The organism is Salinimicrobium gaetbulicola (assembly GCF_042676025.1).
GTDB lineage: Bacteria > Bacteroidota > Bacteroidia > Flavobacteriales > Flavobacteriaceae > Salinimicrobium > Salinimicrobium gaetbulicola.
In genome coordinates this window covers 72327-87460 of record NZ_JBHTJP010000032.1, presented here as the reverse complement: position 1 = coordinate 87460, position 15134 = coordinate 72327, and the positions used below count along the sequence as shown (strand labels likewise).

The window sequence follows — 15134 nt, the reverse complement described above, 5'->3', positions numbered from 1 at the left end:
ATTGGTAGCCACCTACAAGAAATTTTAGGTGGCTTTTTTTAGTCAAATAGATCTGAAGACAGGTAACGATCCCCTCGGTCGCAAACAATACTTACTACCACTCCTTCTTCCAGTTCTTCGCAAAGCCTTAAAGCAGCCGCTGCTGCCCCTCCGCTGCTCATTCCGGCAAAGATCCCTTCTTCCTTAGCCAAACGTATGGTCATTGCCCGGGCCTCCTCCTCGTCAACCTCCATTACCCGGTCTACTTTAGAAGCATCAAAAATGCTGGGTAAATACTCTTTAGGCCACTTTCTGATCCCCGGAATACGTGCTCCATCTTTTGGCTGCACACCAACAATCTGCACCTCCCCGTTTTGCTCTTTAAGAAAAGTTGATGTTCCCATTATGGTACCGGTTGTTCCCATTGAGGATACAAAATGAGTGATCTCATGGTTGGTATCCCGCCAAATTTCGGGACCAGTGGTTTCATAATGTGCTTTCCAATTATCGTTATTCCCGAATTGATTCAGCATTTTATAACCTGCTGTTTTCACCTTATCCTCAGCATAATCTCTTGAACCTTCAATTCCGCTATCAGCACTGGTAAGTATGACCTTTGCCCCGTAGGCCCTCATAGTCTTGATTCGTTCTTCGGTAGAATTCTCCGGCATCACCAGTTCAATGTGAAGGTTGAACAGGCGGGCAATCAGAGCAAGGGCAATTCCGGTATTCCCACTGGTAGCCTCAATAAGTTTCGTTTCAGGAGTAATTTCGCCACGATCCATAGCCTTCCTGATCATGTTATAAGCCGGACGGTCCTTAACGCTTCCTCCGGGATTCTGTCCCTCAAGTTTGAAATATAGCTGTACGTTATCATTTTTGACCAGGTGTTGGGCCCTGACCAATGGAGTATTTCCAATAAGATCTAAAATTGTCTTGCTCATTTCTTCTGAAGGTTTTTTATTTTGATCTGCGGGGAATGGGTGACAAATGAATTTTCAGGAACCGAAGAAGTGAGCCATGCGTTTCCGCCAATAATACTGTTAGCTCCTATCACGGTATCTCCCCCTAGAATGGTCGCGTTGGCATAGATAGTTACGTTGTCCTCAATGGTAGGATGCCGTTTTTTATTCCGTAGTTCCCTCTCAACATATAATGCCCCCAGGGTAACTCCCTGATAGATCTTAACATTGTTCTTAATCACTGCGGTCTCGCCTATAACAACTCCAGTAGCGTGATCTATAAAAAAAGACTCCCCTATTTGAGCACCGGGATTTATATCAGTTCCGGTGATCCTGTGGGCACATTCTGTCATTAATCTGGGTACAAGTGGTAACCTGAATTGATACAATTCATGACTTAATCTGTAAACGGCAATCGCATAGAACCCCGGATAGGACAAATATACCTCCTCCACAGAGTTTGCAGCAGGATCATTTCCGGCGATAGCTACTGCATCCTTATGCAACATTTTAAGAATACTGGGTAGTCTATTGCAGTATTCCTCCCAAATATCTTTACAAGCCTTTTCCGGTTCCCAGCATACAAGGTCTGCCAGTTCCTGAAAATCAAAGGCCAGCTTTTCCATATTTTCCTTTACGGGAGTATCCTCATCAAAAAGTGTGTAAAAGAGGTTGTGAGTAAAGGCTTCTGCCCGCTCCTTTATTCTCATTTTTAAATGAGGAAGCTTCTTTTGAGAAATGATCTCTTTTATTACTTTATCCATATTCATAGACGATGCCATCGCGGGAATTCTTTTTTCAAAATTAAGAAAATCAACTGCCATAATCCCTATATCACGAAGGAAGGTTAAAACAATGAAAATCTGAAGAATTTAGTGTCAAAGTCAAGTTAAATAATCTTAAATACAAACCACTATATTTCAGGTAGTTGTAAATTTAATCATTAATCAAAACCGTTTGAGTCATGGCACAACACGAAAAACAAAAACAAGAACAACCCAGGAAGCCAGCTGAACAAAAAGCAGCTCCTAAAAAAGGTCAACACGAACAAAAAGCAGCTCCTAAAAAAGCGCAACCAAAAGAGAGAAAATAGAATTCTAAATTCTGTTTACATGTAGTTTTATTTTCAGGCCACCTCAAAAGGGTGGCTTTATCTATTGCCTAAAAAGCAGTTTTTGAGATAAGCACCTTTAAATTCTCAGATAGGTCAAGCAACCACTTCAATTGATCTGTAATTATCTGTATTTCCTGTAAGCGTTTTCTAAGATCCTCACTTATCTCTACCTGCCCCAACTCTTTCTCTTTCCTTCGAAGTTCCACCAATTCTTCATACTTCTCCTTAAAGTAGGATTCGGCCTGCTCGATCTCCTCTTTAAAAGGTCTTTTCTTAATGGATTCTTCTTGCAGCATCTCTTCGGAATGTTGCAGGTTCTCCCGAATAGCTCTCATATAGTTTGTAAAATGCCTTGAAGCACTTGTTGTAGTTTGAACCCGAATGAAAGTACCTAATGAAGCAGATGCAGATAACAACTCCTGATTCACCGAGACGATCTTGAACACCGTCCCCAAGTCACTTTCCCCTTGTTCGGGCTCCTGAGCCATCCTTTGAAATGCGGCATTCAAATCTCCAGCCTTTAAAAATGCCTGTTTACGGGATAGCTTATAAGTGGTGGGTAATTTGCCTTTTTTAAGATAGTAGTCTTCAATTTCTTGAAGGTAATTCAAATTAGCCTGTATACTGGCCGATATATAATTTTTGATGCCTTTATATTCCCAGGTTGGCCAAAAGAATTTATTCCCAAGGAAGGCTAGTCCTGCACCCAGCACTGTATCCAGCATTCTGTACTGTATTACCTCAAACGCATTTGGACGTAATAAACTATACACGAAGATCACATTCAACGTTATGAAAGCCGCTGCCGCTTTGTAATTTCGCTGGATCATGGAAAATGCAAAAACCAGGGTGATCACAGCCAAAACTGCATAGACCATCGTATTTTGAACCATTAGGACAATGCTTACGGCTATTGCACCACCTATCAAAGTCCCGTAGAGACGTTGCTTAAAACGATCACGTGTAAGTGCATAACCCGGTCGCATGATCACCAGGCTGGTCAATAATATCCAATAGGCATTTTGAAAATGGAATAATCGCCCCAGAAGCAAACCGGCAATAAGAACTACGGTCAACCTCAAAGAATGCCTGAAAATAGGAGATTTGAAATCAAGGTTATCCAACAGGGTTTTAAAATCATATTCCTGAGTGGTCAAAAAGCGTTCAGCCTCTTTAGTCTTTGGCGTAAGCTTTGGCTTACCTTCATATTCTTTTAGGAGTCTTTCAATAGATCGAATCTTTTGGTGCTGCTTTTCCTTGAAAACGATCAGGTTTCGGAAGACAAGAATTGTTTCCCTTTCCTCGGGGAACCTGGCATCCTTTTCAAAATGCCTGAAAGCTTCCCAAACTTTTCTTCTTTTCTCTTCCAAATCTGGATTTGTCTCATATGTTTTGCGATCCCTCCAAACCCGTGAGATCTCTTTCATTTGCAGTACCATGGCCTCGCTCCAGTCATTTATAAGATCCAGCTCTTTCTTTCGGTTTGTAAATAGCTGCTGCATTCGTTCATAGTTCACCGGATTTGCCATTCCCAATTCCAGAATGTCAATAAGGTCCATAAATATGAGTAGCTTTTTCCTCACCACTCCTGATCTTCCGAAGTTCTTACGGCGTGAGATCACCACATCCCTGGTAAGTTCATGATTTTCATTAATGGAAGTCTGCACCCGTAACAATTCTTTTTTAAGACTTTCCCTATCCCCGGAATCATCCCTCATTAGGTTTACTCTTATCTGAAGATATTCAGCGGTTAGCTCAAATCCTTCCGCCATTAAATTTTCTGTCTCTTTTCTTCGGGTTAAAAAATGGAGCAATACCGTAAAAATAAGATACCATAAGCCACCAGTTCCAACTAGCAGTGAATGCACTAAAACAGAACCTTCCGAAGGAACCTTAGCCAAACTTAGTACAATTGCAAAAAGGCCTGAAAATGCGATCAGGGAGGCCCTGAAGCCAAAAACTGAGATCATTGAAAAACCAAAAATGAGTACGGCCAACACCGGGATCATAAGGACGTTGCTCATAGCTGCGTAACCGGCTAACAATGTCCCCAGTGTTGCCATAATAACCGAAAAGAAAACTCCTGTCATTCGTCGTTCCAGGCTGCCGGGAACATCACTGGGTGAACTTAGAAGTACCCCTATCGCCATAGCTACTCCTACACTCGCCTGTCCAAAATGATTGGCAAGGAGAATAGGCAGGATGGCTGCCACCGCGAAACTAATGCCTTTGGAAAATTCGGCAGTCTTCAACAGTTCCAAAAACGACTTGAAATATTGGGTTAAGTTCAATTTTTAATTGGTTATGGTATCACAAAAGTACGAAGCTCAAATTGGTTTACCGTCTGCAAATTGAAACAATGGCATCTCTTCTATTCAGAGTACAATTTAACCTTTAATTAGTACCAGGGCTTTGGTGAACTTTATATAGGGTTGTAATTTTAAGCAACTTAAAAATAAAAACATTTTAAACTTAAGGATATGAAAGTATTAATGGTATTAACCTCTCACAGTGAATTAGGAGATACAGGAAAGAAAACAGGCTTTTGGGTAGAGGAGTTTGCCGCTCCATATTATGTTTTGGCCGATGCCGGGGTAGATGTAACCATTGCGTCACCAAAAGGAGGCCAACCGCCAATTGACCCCTCAAGTACAACCAAAGATGCAGAAACCGATGCCACTCGGCGTTTCGATGAAGACAAAGAACTACAGGAAAAATTAGCACATTCTAAAAAACTCGAAGATGTAGATGCAGATGATTTTGATGCTGTATTCTACCCGGGTGGACATGGACCTCTATGGGATCTTGCAAATGATCTAAAATCGATCTCTTTGATCGAAAAGTTCAATGACCAACAAAAACCTCTGGCATTTGTATGTCACGCTCCAGCAGCTCTTGCAAATGTAGAGTCCAACAAAGAACCCCTTGTTAGAGGTAAAAATGTGACCGGTTTTACAAATTCTGAAGAAGATGCGGTTGGCCTTACAGATATAGTACCATTTTTAATACAGGATAAAATGAATCAATTGGGCGCTAATTACAGCAAAGCCGATGACTGGAATTCATATGTGCTGGTTGACGGAAATTTGATAACCGGACAAAACCCTGCCTCTTCTGAAAAAGCGGCAGAGGAACTTTTGAAAATGCTCAAAAACAAGTAGTATCAGCCTATGCAAAAAAAGGAGTTAAGCATTGATTCCGTTATCACAGACCATGAATCCTCCGGGAGATATATTTCTGTTGACGGTATAAATACTTTTGCGCTCTGTTACGGCCGCGGGGAACCAGTGGTATGTATTCATGGTGTTCCAACTTCTTCTTTTTTATACCGAAAGGTATTGCAGTCCCTTTCAAAAAAAGGCTATAAAGGTATTAGCATAGATCTTCCCGGGTTTGGGCTTACAGATCGTCCTAAGGATTTTGAATACAGTTTCTCCAATTTTGCAGACTTTCTATCTAAGGCACTTACCCGTCTGAAGGTAAAAAAGTATCATCTGGTTGTCCATGATATAGGTGGACCAATAGGTTTTGCCCTGGCTGCAAGACATCCTTCAAAGGTCATGTCACTTTCCATTCTGAATACCTGGATAGATGTGGTGAATTTCAAAAAGCCTTTGGTCATGAGACCCTTTGAAAAAAAGTTGGTTGGTGAAGCAGAATTGAAAATGATCACTCATGCTACCTGGCCGGTAATGTTCAAAGCAATGGGAGTTGTCAGGTCAGAAAAAATTCCTCTGGCAGAAATAAATGCATATGTTGACCTTCTGAAAATGAAAGATGATGGAAAAGCCTTTTTAAAGGTCATGAGAAATTTCGATCACTCTGAAGATTTCCGAGAGCTCTGCTTGAATTCTGTCCAAAATGTGAGGTATCCGGTTCAGGCTATTTGGGGAGATAAGGATTCGGGTTTAACTCTTTCCAGATATGGACGGGAGATCCAAAAAACTGCCAATCTTAGAGAAATTGAAAGGTTACCGGCTAAGCATTTTCTTCAGGAAGAATCATGGCTGGCCATAGCCGATAGAATTGTGGAACAGGCAAAAAGTGTCCACTTAAAATAAAAAAGGAGGTTAATTAACCTCCTTTTTTATTGCTTTACTTTTTTGGTGGTTTAGTTGGTCGCACCTCAATTTTACTTGGAAGAGCCCTATGATTCATCTTTAGAAGATCTACTACCAATTCGCCAATATCCTCTATTTGAATTTTCCACGCATCAGCTTCAGAAGGTGTATGTTCATTAAAATATGTAGAAACAGATCCTGGCATGATGGTAGACACTTTGATATCATGATCGCGAAGATCCAGCATGGCGGCCTGGGTAAACCCAGTTACTCCAAATTTACTGGCGTTATAAGCTGTTCCTCCGGCAAAGAAATTGGTTCCGGCAAGACTAGAGATCGTGAAGATATATCCTTTTGAGCTTTTTAAAGAGGGAATGGCAGCTTTCATGCTGTAAAAAACACCGGTAAGGTTGGTATCTATCGTTTGCTGCCATTGATCTACAGTTAACTCCTCAATAGATCCAAAATGACCAACTCCGGCATTTGCTACCAGAATATCCAGTTGTCCCCATTTATCCGTTATTTTTTTAATAGCTGACTCCTGACTAGAAAGATCTCTTACATCAGCCGCGAGCCCCATCACTTCTCCTTTTCCTAAAGAACTGATCTCTTTGGCGGCTTTTTCAGCTTCCTCGACGTGCCTGCTGGTGATCCCTACGTTCACTCCCTGTTCGGCGAGTGCCCGGGCGACCCCGTATCCTATTCCTTTGCTACCTCCTGTTATGAAGGCCACTTTATCTTTTAATATCATATCTTATATTTTTATTTGAATTTTCCTGAAAGTAGTAAAACCACGTCCAATTTTCGAAAGTACGAGCTTTAAGAATTTGTTAATTCTTCGGAAGAAGATTGAATTCTGTCTTAATTTTTATTCCGAAGAAAAAATCTTTAGAAATACAATCGCAAAAAACTGGAAGATTCAATTATCTTTGCGCTCCTTCCGGGGGAAATTACCCAACAGGTAGTCCTCCTGAAGAATATGGTTTAAACTTTCAAAAAAACAGCTACGTTGGAAAATCCTAAGGCACAAAAACTTCTGAATAAAATACAGCGCGACCTGATGCGCAATGGTATTATTACAAACACTATCGTTGAAGATCTAAAAGACCTTAGGCCTTATGCCGTGGAAGAGAACAATCCGCTTCTCGCTAAAGCTATCAGGCTGACATTTGAACATATTGAAACTTATCAAACGTTTGACATCGCCATTCCAGATGATGAACCTCTAGAAGAATTTGAAGGCGAAGAAACTACTCAAAATGAGGTAGATCCTCAGGAAAGCCTCGATTATCTTTTATCTCTAATGGCCGAATCAAAAAATAAAGTAAACGCCCTTGAACTTAGGGAATTCGTAAACAGCCTTATTGAATACGCTGAAGAGAATTAACGTTTTTTTCTGCCAGGTTGGCGTGATATTTGAAATTGTACACCTTGAATTGTAGAATTTAATAGAAAGGAAGAAAAGGTATATGAAGAAGAAAAATGTGGTCTTGAGCAAAAAGCCTCGCTGGAAATTATTACATCAGTATTACAACTATACAGGTTTTTATAAGTTCGTAGGTGGCAGCCTCAAAAAAGCTATTCTTCCTATTCTTTTATTTATTGGCGCTCTATTGGCAGTAAATGAATATGTGATCAACATCAACCAGGTGTTGGTAACAGTAACCGAAACCTTTTCCCCAATTGGTATATTATTGGTCTTTTTGGCGTCTGAATCTATATTAGGTTTGGTCCCGCCGGAATTATTCATCGCCTGGGCAGGAAAATCGGCTTCACCGGTATTACATCTTAGCTTACTGGCACTTGCATCCTATCTTGGAGGTATTTTCTCCTACTATATGGGTAAAGCGATCACGACAATCCCTTCTGTACATAATTATCTTGAAAACAAGATGAGCAAACACATTAAGAACACCGAAAAATGGGGTGGTTTTTTAATTGTTGTAGGGGCTTTACTTCCTATACCTTTTGCGATGACGAGTATCGCTGCCGGTATCATCAATTACAAGTTCAGGTATTATCTTTTATTCGGACTTTTGAGATTCGTGAGATTTTACGGGTACGCACTGGTGATCTTTAAGATCGTTTAGTTCTCTTTCCTTTTAAACTTGTATTTTTGGTAGGCTAATCTTACCAAAAATCATTTATGGGTCATCACCACGATCATCACTCAGCAGGGAAAAATCTCAAATTTGCATTTTTTCTCAATGCAGCTTTCACGATTTTTGAAATTATTGGCGGTATTTATGTTAATAGTGTTGCAATAGTTTCAGATGCTGTTCATGATCTGGGTGACACTCTCTCCTTAGGAACATCCTGGTACCTTCAGAAAAAATCACACCAAGCCAGTAACGCGAGATTTTCATTTGGCTATAAGCGTTTTTCCTTGCTTGGTGCTTTGATCAATAGCCTGGTTCTTATAGGAGGATCGGTATATGTGATCATAGAGGCCGTCAACCGACTTATTGAACCCGAACATTCGGACGCCCAGGGTATGATGATCTTCGCCATTATAGGAGTAGCAGTGAACGGGGTCGCCGCATTCAAATTGAGCAAAGGCACTTCAATGAATGAAAAGGTGGTTTCCTGGCACCTCATCGAAGATGTACTGGGTTGGGTGGCTGTATTAATAGTTGCCATCATACTCCAATTTAAGGACATTCATTATCTGGATCCTGCTCTTTCCCTTTTGATAACCTCCTTCATTTTATGGAACGTATTTAAAAGGTTAAAAGAAACCCTTTTTATCTTTTTACAGGGAGTTCCGGAAGAATTGGATCTTGACGAAATTGAAGCCCGACTCTCAAAGCTTCAAAATGTCGCCTCTATACACCACACGCATATCTGGTCCCTTGAAGGAACAGACCATGTTTTCACAACCCATATAAAGTTGAAAAACATTAACCGTTTTCAGCAATTAATGGATGTAAAAAAAGAAGTGAAAGCAGTATTACAGGAATATAAATTCGACCATTATACGGTAGAAACCGAATTGGATGAAGAAACCTGCGACTTACTTTAGACTATCTTATCTGGGTGAATTTGATTCCCAATTCGCGTTCGAACTGTTTTATTTTTTTAAGCTCAAATTGATTTACCAGGGCAAGTGAAATTCCCGTTTTCCCCGCTCTGGCCGTCCTTCCGCTACGGTGCGTGTAGTATTCGGTTTGATCAGGTAATTGGTAGTGTGCAACAAAAGCAAGATTGGCAACATCAATCCCACGGGCTGCAACATCTGTAGAAACCAATAACCTCAAACTTTTATTCTTAAAGGCTCTCATTACCTTATCCCGGTCTTTCTGAAGCATATCTCCTTCCAATAGACCCACTTCATGATTTTTGGCGATCAATTGTTTAGCGAGTGTACGAGCTGCAGCTTTGGTCTTCGTGAATATTATTCCTCGTTGTTTTCCCATTGACTTTAAAAAATAAGCCAGGGTATCCAGTTTACTGTTATCATCTCCGGAAACAAATTGATGATCAATCCCTGTGTTTACCGTATCTTTCTTATCAACTGAAACTTTTCTTGCGTTTTTAGCGACATATTTATTAATGATCTCATTAAGATCCTGCGGAATGGTAGCAGAAAATAACCAGACATTTCTTTTATCTGATGCCGTAGCTTCTAAAATGGTAGTAAGATCCTTCTTGAATCCCATACTCAACATTTCATCAGCCTCATCTAAAACAAGAGTCTTGATCTTAGAGATATCGACAGCTTTTCTTTTCATTAAGTCGATTAGCCTTCCAGGAGTGGCTACTATGATTTGAGTAGGACGATTTAATCTTGAGATCTGAATATCGATCTTTTCACCCCCGTAAACTGCTTCAGTAAAAACCTTGTCTGAATATTTAGTGAATTTGAAGAGTTGCTTCGCAATTTGCTGACCCAATTCTCTGGTTGGAGAAAGAATAAGTGCCTGAACATGATCCTTTGCAGGGTCAATTTGCGCAAGAATTGGTAAACCAAAAGCAGCAGTTTTACCTGTCCCTGTTTGTGCCTGTCCCACAAAATCTACAGTCCCTTCTGTCAACACAGGTATAGCAGCCTCCTGAATTTTTGTTGGGGTAACTATCCCCATTTCATTCAGGCCTTTTATTAAATCATTCGAAACTCCCAGCTCCTTAAATGTCATGTCGTTAATTTTTTGCGAAGATAGTTCTATTATGATTTCAAAAAGAATGAATTCCCGGATTTATTCAAGTCAGAATAGCCAAGGCCGCAGCATCCTTTTTTAGGTAAAACAACATTATAAAATAGTAAGATTGAACTTGTTAAACTGAAGCTAAACCGGCTTTTTTAAAAGTTTTTTTGACTATTTATCAGTAATTTAGGTATATAACCAATAAAACCAAAATCATGCTCACAATAATTTTAAATATTCTCCTCCCACCTTTAGCCGTTTATTTAAATCATGGAGTGGGAACAACCTTATTGATAAGTATAATCCTTACCATCATAGGCTGGATTCCAGGCGTGATCCACGCGTTTATTGTCAACTAGAAACATGATTATTCTATAAAAACTGTCTAAAATAAATCGCCCCAAAAATCCTGTAAAACAGGTTTCCTTCTCAGATTGAAGAAAAGTTTGAATTAGCCCTTGAACTTGTATTTTAGACAGTTTTTTATATTTACTGTATACCTTCTTCTTTTTCTTTTAGGTGCAGCTGCCATTTCCAGGCACTTTCCAGTGCATCTTCAATATTGTACTCCGCTTCCCATTTTAAAACTTCATTTGCTTTTCTGGTATCGGCATAAGCAGCAGTGATATCACCTTCTCTTCTGTTGGTAATGGTGTAAGAAAGTTTCGTTTCAGAAACCTTTTCAAAGGCCTTTATAGCTTCCAAAACCGAATTTCCTTTTCCCGTTCCTAAATTGAAAACTTCATAATTGCTTGTTTGTTCACCTTCCAATAGACGCTCTAAAGCAACTACATGGGCCCTGGCAAGATCCATAACATGTATATAATCTCTTATACACGTGCCATCAGGGGTGGGATAATCATTTCCAAAGACCGACAATTTTTCTCTTTTCCCAATAGCAGTCTGAGTTATAAATGGCACCAGATTCTGAGGGGTTCCAATTGGAAGTTCTCCAATATTAGCACTAGGATGCGCCCCAATTGGGTTAAAATATCTCAAAGAAATGGCATGAAGGTTCTTTTTCACCTTACAAGTATCGGCAATTATCTCCTCTCCTATCTGTTTGGTATTTCCGTAAGGAGATTCGGCTTTTTTCACAGGCGCCGATTCAGTGATGGGCAATTCGTCAGCTTGACCGTAAACGGTACATGAAGAGCTAAAAATGAATTTTGAATCCTCTCTCTCCTGCAACTGTTGAAGGAGATAGATCAAGGTGTTCAGGTTGTTCTCATAATACAGCAAAGGATTTTCAACACTTTCACCAACGGCTTTGGAAGCCGCAAAATGAATAACCCCCTCGATATTTGGATATTTCTCAAAGAAATCTGAAACAGCGGCTTTATCCCTAAGATCAATGTTTTCAAACTCCGGGGAGATCTTGGTGATCTTTGTTATCCCTCCCAGAACATCCAGGGAGGAATTGGAAAGATTATCTATTATAACAACTTCGAATCCTCTTTCCTGAAGTGCGACCACAGTGTGAGATCCTATAAAGCCAAGACCTCCGGTCACTAATATTTTTTTACCCATTTTAATTTTTTCTGAATTATCCGCAAATTAATAAAATAGAACTTTTAACACCGGGGATTAGTAAATATTTAGATGTTTCCGAAGAGATTTGATGATGAAAATACCTTTAGAAGAAGTTCTTTTCCTTTAGAAAAAAGTATATTTGCGGTCGATAAAAGAAGCTGAAAATGAATATAGAAAATCAGGTTAGAGCGTTTAAATGGATCAGTATTTTGGAAGGAATATCTTTTTTGGTCCTTCTTCTAATTGCAATGCCCTTGAAGTATATCTGGCAATCACCCGAAATGGTTCAGATAGTTGGTATGGCCCACGGAATTCTATTCGTAGTTTACATTTTAGGAGCTTTATTACTTTATAAATCCTTAGACTGGACATTTAAAACACTAATGATTGTTTGTGTAAGTTCTGTTCTGCCTTTAGGACCTTTCTACGTCGAAAAAAAATATTTATAACCTATGCGTGAGCACGTACGTGAAATAAGCAATTTTTTAGCGAACTACTTTATCGAAAAAGGCCTTGATGAGGATCTGGCTCATTTTCTAAACATGCTTATTAATATTGCCATAGTATTTGTGCTATGGTATGTGATACATTATGTTACTAAAAGTATTCTGCTCACGGCATTTCAACGCTTCACCAATAGAACTAAAACAACATTTGACGATTACCTTGTTCAAAGTAATTTCCCGAGATATGTAAGCAATGTTTTACCATTACTTTTACTTATTCTCACCGTTCCGGTAATATTTGTTGACTACCCTGATCTTTTAAAGATTTTTGAGACTTTAGTTGACATTTATGTGGTTGTATTAATGGTTCTCATTGCCCGAAGTCTTTTGCGTACAACAACCAATTACTTAAAACGACATGAGAGCTATCGTGATAAACCTTTAGAAAGCTATACGCAGATCTTAATGATCGTTTTCTGGTCTATTGGTTTTGTATACATTTTTGCTGAGCTTACTAATAAGTCGGTTTTAGGGTTTCTTATATCCTTAGGAGCAGCTTCAGCTATTATCCTATTTATATTTAGGGATACTATTCTTGGATTCATAGCTTCGATCCAGGTTTCAGTAAATGATATTGTTCGCATAGGAGACTGGATCACCTTCAGTAAATATGGAGCAGACGGGTTTGTAACTGAGATTAACCTCGCGACCGTGCGTGTCCAAAACTGGGATAACACCTACACTACTATCCCAACATATAATTTGATCGCTGATTCTTTCCACAACTGGAGGGGAATGCAGGAATCACCTGGAAGAAGGATCAAACGTTCTCTTTTCATTAAGCAGAATTCGATCAGGTATATTAATGATGAAGACCTGGCACGTTTTGAAGAATTTGATTTAATTGCTCCTTACATCAAAGAAAGACAACAGGAGATCAATGAGTATAACAAGAAAAAGGGGATCAATAAAAAACACCTGATCAACGGAAGACATCAAACCAACCTGGGAGTTTTCCGAAATTATACTTTGAATTACCTGAAGAGTCATCCTGAGATCAATCAGGAAATGACCATGATGGTTCGTCATCTTGCCCCTACTACTCAGGGAATTCCATTGGAAGTCTACTGCTTCAGTAAAGACAAACGATGGGAGTTCTATGAAGGGATCACAGCAGATATTTTTGATCATTTGATCGCAGCTATTCCATATTTCGATCTACAATTATTCGAATCCCCTTCTGGAGATGACATTATAAAATCAATTACCGCTCTAAAAAAAGATCAGATTTAGAGTTTTATTGAAAGACTTGAGCTTGAAAATGTCAAGGAAAAGATAAATTTCCTACAAAAGCAGGATTTATTCATACCTTCATATAATAGCTCAAATCTATTATGAAATTAAAATCTGTTCTACAGGCGATTGGATTGATCGCAGTCATTCTAACACTTTTCCCATTTGTTGCCGCTGATTTTTGGTGGATTAGAATGTTCGATTATCCACACTTACAATTGACCCTTTTCACACTTATTGCGCTTCTCATCTATTTTTTCAGATTTGATATACGCTCCTGGCGTGACTATACATTTATAATTGTACTCGCCGGATGTTTCGTCTTTCAGGTTGGTAAAATATATCCTTACACCGCTTTAGCAAGCTATCAGATAGAAAATAATGAGAATGCGGACCGCGACCGTACCATGAGTGTGTTCATGTCTAATGTCCTGCAAAAGAATAAAGAGCACCAGCAAGTACTGGATGAAGTTGTAACAGAAGATGCAGATATTCTCATTTTTACAGAGACTAATGAAAGGTGGCGTAAAAATTTGAGTCCGGCAGTTCGATCTTATGGGTATAACTATAAAGCAGAAATACCATTGGACAATACTTACGGAATGCTTCTCTATTCGAAATTCAAATTAATTGACCCTCAAATAAAATTCCTATTGGAGGATAGTATCCCTTCAATTCATTCAAAAATTCAACTTCCTTCTAAGGAAATCATTGAATTGCACGTAATCCACCCTACGCCTCCTATGCCCCCTCATGACGCATCATCTACAGATCGTGACGCTCAAATGATGATGGTGGCGAAAATGGCAAAAAATTCAAACTATCCGGTGATCGTGGCGGGAGACTTTAATGATGTGGCTTGGTCTGAATCTACATCCTTATTTCAGAGCGTAAGTGGCCTTCTGGATCCGCGTAGAGGTCGTGGCTTTTATAATACCTTCAATGCAAATAACTGGATCATGAGATGGCCTTTGGATCACATGTTTGTTTCTGAAGAATTTAGGGTAATGGAAATTGAAAGAGGTCACGATGTTGGATCAGATCATTTTCCATTTTATGTAAAATTAAGCTTGGAACCTGCATTATCACAGGAACAAAAACTAGAGCCTCCAACCCAGGAAGAGCTGGAAGAAGCGAACAAGCAGATTGAAAAGGAAGAGGAAAAAGATAAAAAGGAGAAAGCCGAAGGAAAGAACTAGCTCTTTAACCGGTCTTTCACATATTCAATTTCTGTTTTACCATGGGGCTTGGATTTTCCATTTTCATCCAGACTTACCATCACGATCTTATCAATTACAATGATACTCTCACGTGTCATTTTATTTCGAACTTCACAGCGCAGGGTTAAAGAAGCTCTTCCGAACTTTACAACATCCATTCCTATTTCAATGATATCACCTTCCCGTGCAGAACTCCGAAAATCTATTTCACTCATGTATTTTGTCACCGTCTTAGGATTCTCCAGCTGAATGATAGCATATAAAGCAGCTTCTTCGTCAATCCATTCCAACAAACGACCACCAAAAAGGCTACCGTTTGGGTTTAGATCTTGTGGTTTGATCCATTTTCTAGTGTGAAATCTCATATCTAAGTTTTTGAAA

General features: G+C 39.4%; 17 protein-coding genes. 10 read left to right on the top strand and 7 right to left on the bottom strand.

What is annotated here, in order from left to right:
- Positions 1 to 38 precede the first annotated feature (38 nt).
- Both cysM and epsC read right to left on the bottom strand, forming a co-directional pair.
- On the bottom strand, positions 39 to 923 hold the full coding sequence (cysM, locus tag ACFQ1G_RS01930) for a cysteine synthase CysM (protein WP_380736560.1): 885 nt from the start codon (positions 921 to 923) through the stop codon (positions 39 to 41).
- Positions 920 to 1711 (bottom strand): serine O-acetyltransferase EpsC, encoded by a 792-nt coding sequence (gene epsC / locus ACFQ1G_RS01925; RefSeq protein WP_380738434.1) that lies wholly within the window; start codon positions 1709 to 1711, stop codon positions 920 to 922. The genes cysM and epsC overlap by 4 nt, the downstream gene beginning before the upstream one ends.
- A gap of 194 nt (positions 1712 to 1905) precedes the next feature.
- Here epsC and ACFQ1G_RS01920 point away from each other — a divergent pair, with 194 nt between their 5' ends.
- Positions 1906 to 2034 (top strand): hypothetical protein, encoded by a 129-nt coding sequence (locus ACFQ1G_RS01920; protein ID WP_380736559.1) that lies wholly within the window; start codon positions 1906 to 1908, stop codon positions 2032 to 2034.
- A gap of 68 nt (positions 2035 to 2102) precedes the next feature.
- Here the strand turns inward: ACFQ1G_RS01920 and ACFQ1G_RS01915 are convergent, their stop codons facing one another.
- Positions 2103 to 4346 (bottom strand): FUSC family protein, encoded by a 2244-nt coding sequence (locus ACFQ1G_RS01915; protein ID WP_380736557.1) that lies wholly within the window; start codon positions 4344 to 4346, stop codon positions 2103 to 2105.
- A gap of 189 nt (positions 4347 to 4535) precedes the next feature.
- On the opposite strand from ACFQ1G_RS01915, the gene ACFQ1G_RS01910 reads away from it, so the two are divergent.
- Together ACFQ1G_RS01910 and ACFQ1G_RS01905 are read left to right on the top strand one after the other, a co-directional pair.
- Positions 4536 to 5216 (top strand): type 1 glutamine amidotransferase domain-containing protein, encoded by a 681-nt coding sequence (locus ACFQ1G_RS01910; RefSeq protein WP_380736556.1) that lies wholly within the window; start codon positions 4536 to 4538, stop codon positions 5214 to 5216.
- A 9-nt stretch (positions 5217 to 5225) separates the two neighbouring features.
- Positions 5226 to 6116 carry an alpha/beta fold hydrolase gene (locus ACFQ1G_RS01905; protein WP_380736555.1) on the top strand — a complete coding sequence of 297 codons (891 nt, stop codon included), beginning with the start codon at positions 5226 to 5228 and terminating at the stop codon, positions 6114 to 6116.
- A 34-nt stretch (positions 6117 to 6150) separates the two neighbouring features.
- Here the strand turns inward: ACFQ1G_RS01905 and ACFQ1G_RS01900 are convergent, their stop codons facing one another.
- Positions 6151 to 6867: an SDR family oxidoreductase gene (locus ACFQ1G_RS01900; RefSeq protein WP_380736554.1), complete on the bottom strand. Its 717-nt coding sequence runs from the start codon at positions 6865 to 6867 to the stop codon at positions 6151 to 6153.
- A gap of 258 nt (positions 6868 to 7125) precedes the next feature.
- Here ACFQ1G_RS01900 and ACFQ1G_RS01895 point away from each other — a divergent pair, with 258 nt between their 5' ends.
- The 3 genes from ACFQ1G_RS01895 to ACFQ1G_RS01885 all read left to right on the top strand — a co-directional run bounded on the left by ACFQ1G_RS01895 (position 7126) and on the right by ACFQ1G_RS01885 (position 9138).
- Positions 7126 to 7503 carry a hypothetical protein gene (locus ACFQ1G_RS01895; protein WP_380736553.1) on the top strand — a complete coding sequence of 126 codons (378 nt, stop codon included), beginning with the start codon at positions 7126 to 7128 and terminating at the stop codon, positions 7501 to 7503.
- Between the two features lie 82 nt (positions 7504 to 7585).
- A complete protein-coding gene (locus tag ACFQ1G_RS01890) occupies positions 7586 to 8206 on the top strand; it encodes a YqaA family protein (RefSeq protein WP_380736552.1) in 621 nt (206 codons plus the stop codon).
- A gap of 56 nt (positions 8207 to 8262) precedes the next feature.
- On the top strand, positions 8263 to 9138 hold the full coding sequence (locus ACFQ1G_RS01885; protein ID WP_380736551.1) for a cation diffusion facilitator family transporter: 876 nt from the start codon (positions 8263 to 8265) through the stop codon (positions 9136 to 9138).
- Between the two features lies 1 nt (position 9139).
- Here the strand turns inward: ACFQ1G_RS01885 and ACFQ1G_RS01880 are convergent, their stop codons facing one another.
- Positions 9140 to 10252, bottom strand: coding sequence for a DEAD/DEAH box helicase (locus ACFQ1G_RS01880; protein ID WP_380736550.1), 1113 nt, complete (start codon positions 10250 to 10252; stop codon positions 9140 to 9142).
- A 224-nt stretch (positions 10253 to 10476) separates the two neighbouring features.
- Between ACFQ1G_RS01880 and ACFQ1G_RS01875 the strand changes: the two genes are divergently transcribed.
- Positions 10477 to 10620: a YqaE/Pmp3 family membrane protein gene (locus tag ACFQ1G_RS01875; protein WP_380736549.1), complete on the top strand. Its 144-nt coding sequence runs from the start codon at positions 10477 to 10479 to the stop codon at positions 10618 to 10620.
- A gap of 130 nt (positions 10621 to 10750) precedes the next feature.
- Here ACFQ1G_RS01875 and galE read toward each other — a convergent pair whose 3' ends face one another.
- Entirely contained in the window at positions 10751 to 11791 is a 1041-nt protein-coding gene (gene galE, locus ACFQ1G_RS01870) for a UDP-glucose 4-epimerase GalE (protein ID WP_380736548.1), read from the bottom strand.
- Between the two features lie 167 nt (positions 11792 to 11958).
- Here galE and ACFQ1G_RS01865 point away from each other — a divergent pair, with 167 nt between their 5' ends.
- The 3 genes from ACFQ1G_RS01865 to ACFQ1G_RS01855 all read left to right on the top strand — a co-directional run bounded on the left by ACFQ1G_RS01865 (position 11959) and on the right by ACFQ1G_RS01855 (position 14732).
- Entirely contained in the window at positions 11959 to 12243 is a 285-nt protein-coding gene (locus tag ACFQ1G_RS01865; RefSeq protein ID WP_380736547.1) for a DUF3817 domain-containing protein, read from the top strand.
- Between the two features lie 3 nt (positions 12244 to 12246).
- Positions 12247 to 13533 carry a mechanosensitive ion channel family protein gene (locus ACFQ1G_RS01860; protein WP_380736546.1) on the top strand — a complete coding sequence of 429 codons (1287 nt, stop codon included), beginning with the start codon at positions 12247 to 12249 and terminating at the stop codon, positions 13531 to 13533.
- 101 nt (positions 13534 to 13634) lie between these two features.
- Positions 13635 to 14732 carry an endonuclease/exonuclease/phosphatase family protein gene (locus ACFQ1G_RS01855; RefSeq protein ID WP_380736545.1) on the top strand — a complete coding sequence of 366 codons (1098 nt, stop codon included), beginning with the start codon at positions 13635 to 13637 and terminating at the stop codon, positions 14730 to 14732.
- Here ACFQ1G_RS01855 and ACFQ1G_RS01850 read toward each other — a convergent pair.
- The gene (locus tag ACFQ1G_RS01850) at positions 14729 to 15118 is read right to left on the bottom strand and encodes an acyl-CoA thioesterase (RefSeq protein WP_380736544.1); all 390 of its coding nucleotides are present in this window, start codon (positions 15116 to 15118) and stop codon (positions 14729 to 14731) included. The two genes, ACFQ1G_RS01855 and ACFQ1G_RS01850, sit on opposite strands and share 4 nt — an antisense overlap.
- Positions 15119 to 15134: the final 16 nt, after the last annotated feature.

Bases quoted from the DNA above. Each gene is read 5' to 3' on its own strand.
- ACFQ1G_RS01865 (WP_380736547.1), top strand. From the start codon at position 11,959: ATGAATATAGAAAATCAGGTTAGAGCGTTTAAATGGATCAGTATTTTG.
- ACFQ1G_RS01910 (WP_380736556.1), top strand. From the start codon at position 4,536: ATGAAAGTATTAATGGTATTAACCTCTCACAGTGAATTAGGAGATACA.
- ACFQ1G_RS01885 (WP_380736551.1), top strand. From the start codon at position 8,263: ATGGGTCATCACCACGATCATCACTCAGCAGGGAAAAATCTCAAATTT.
- galE (WP_380736548.1), bottom strand. From the start codon at position 11,791: ATGGGTAAAAAAATATTAGTGACCGGAGGTCTTGGCTTTATAGGATCT.
- ACFQ1G_RS01855 (WP_380736545.1), top strand. From the start codon at position 13,635: ATGAAATTAAAATCTGTTCTACAGGCGATTGGATTGATCGCAGTCATT.
- epsC (WP_380738434.1), bottom strand. From the start codon at position 1,711: ATGAATATGGATAAAGTAATAAAAGAGATCATTTCTCAAAAGAAGCTT.
- ACFQ1G_RS01880 (WP_380736550.1), bottom strand. From the start codon at position 10,252: ATGACATTTAAGGAGCTGGGAGTTTCGAATGATTTAATAAAAGGCCTG.
- ACFQ1G_RS01850 (WP_380736544.1), bottom strand. From the start codon at position 15,118: ATGAGATTTCACACTAGAAAATGGATCAAACCACAAGATCTAAACCCA.
- ACFQ1G_RS01890 (WP_380736552.1), top strand. From the start codon at position 7,586: ATGAAGAAGAAAAATGTGGTCTTGAGCAAAAAGCCTCGCTGGAAATTA.
- cysM (WP_380736560.1), bottom strand. From the start codon at position 923: ATGAGCAAGACAATTTTAGATCTTATTGGAAATACTCCATTGGTCAGG.
- ACFQ1G_RS01875 (WP_380736549.1), top strand. From the start codon at position 10,477: ATGCTCACAATAATTTTAAATATTCTCCTCCCACCTTTAGCCGTTTAT.
- ACFQ1G_RS01900 (WP_380736554.1), bottom strand. From the start codon at position 6,867: ATGATATTAAAAGATAAAGTGGCCTTCATAACAGGAGGTAGCAAAGGA.
- ACFQ1G_RS01860 (WP_380736546.1), top strand. From the start codon at position 12,247: ATGCGTGAGCACGTACGTGAAATAAGCAATTTTTTAGCGAACTACTTT.
- ACFQ1G_RS01905 (WP_380736555.1), top strand. From the start codon at position 5,226: ATGCAAAAAAAGGAGTTAAGCATTGATTCCGTTATCACAGACCATGAA.
- ACFQ1G_RS01920 (WP_380736559.1), top strand. From the start codon at position 1,906: ATGGCACAACACGAAAAACAAAAACAAGAACAACCCAGGAAGCCAGCT.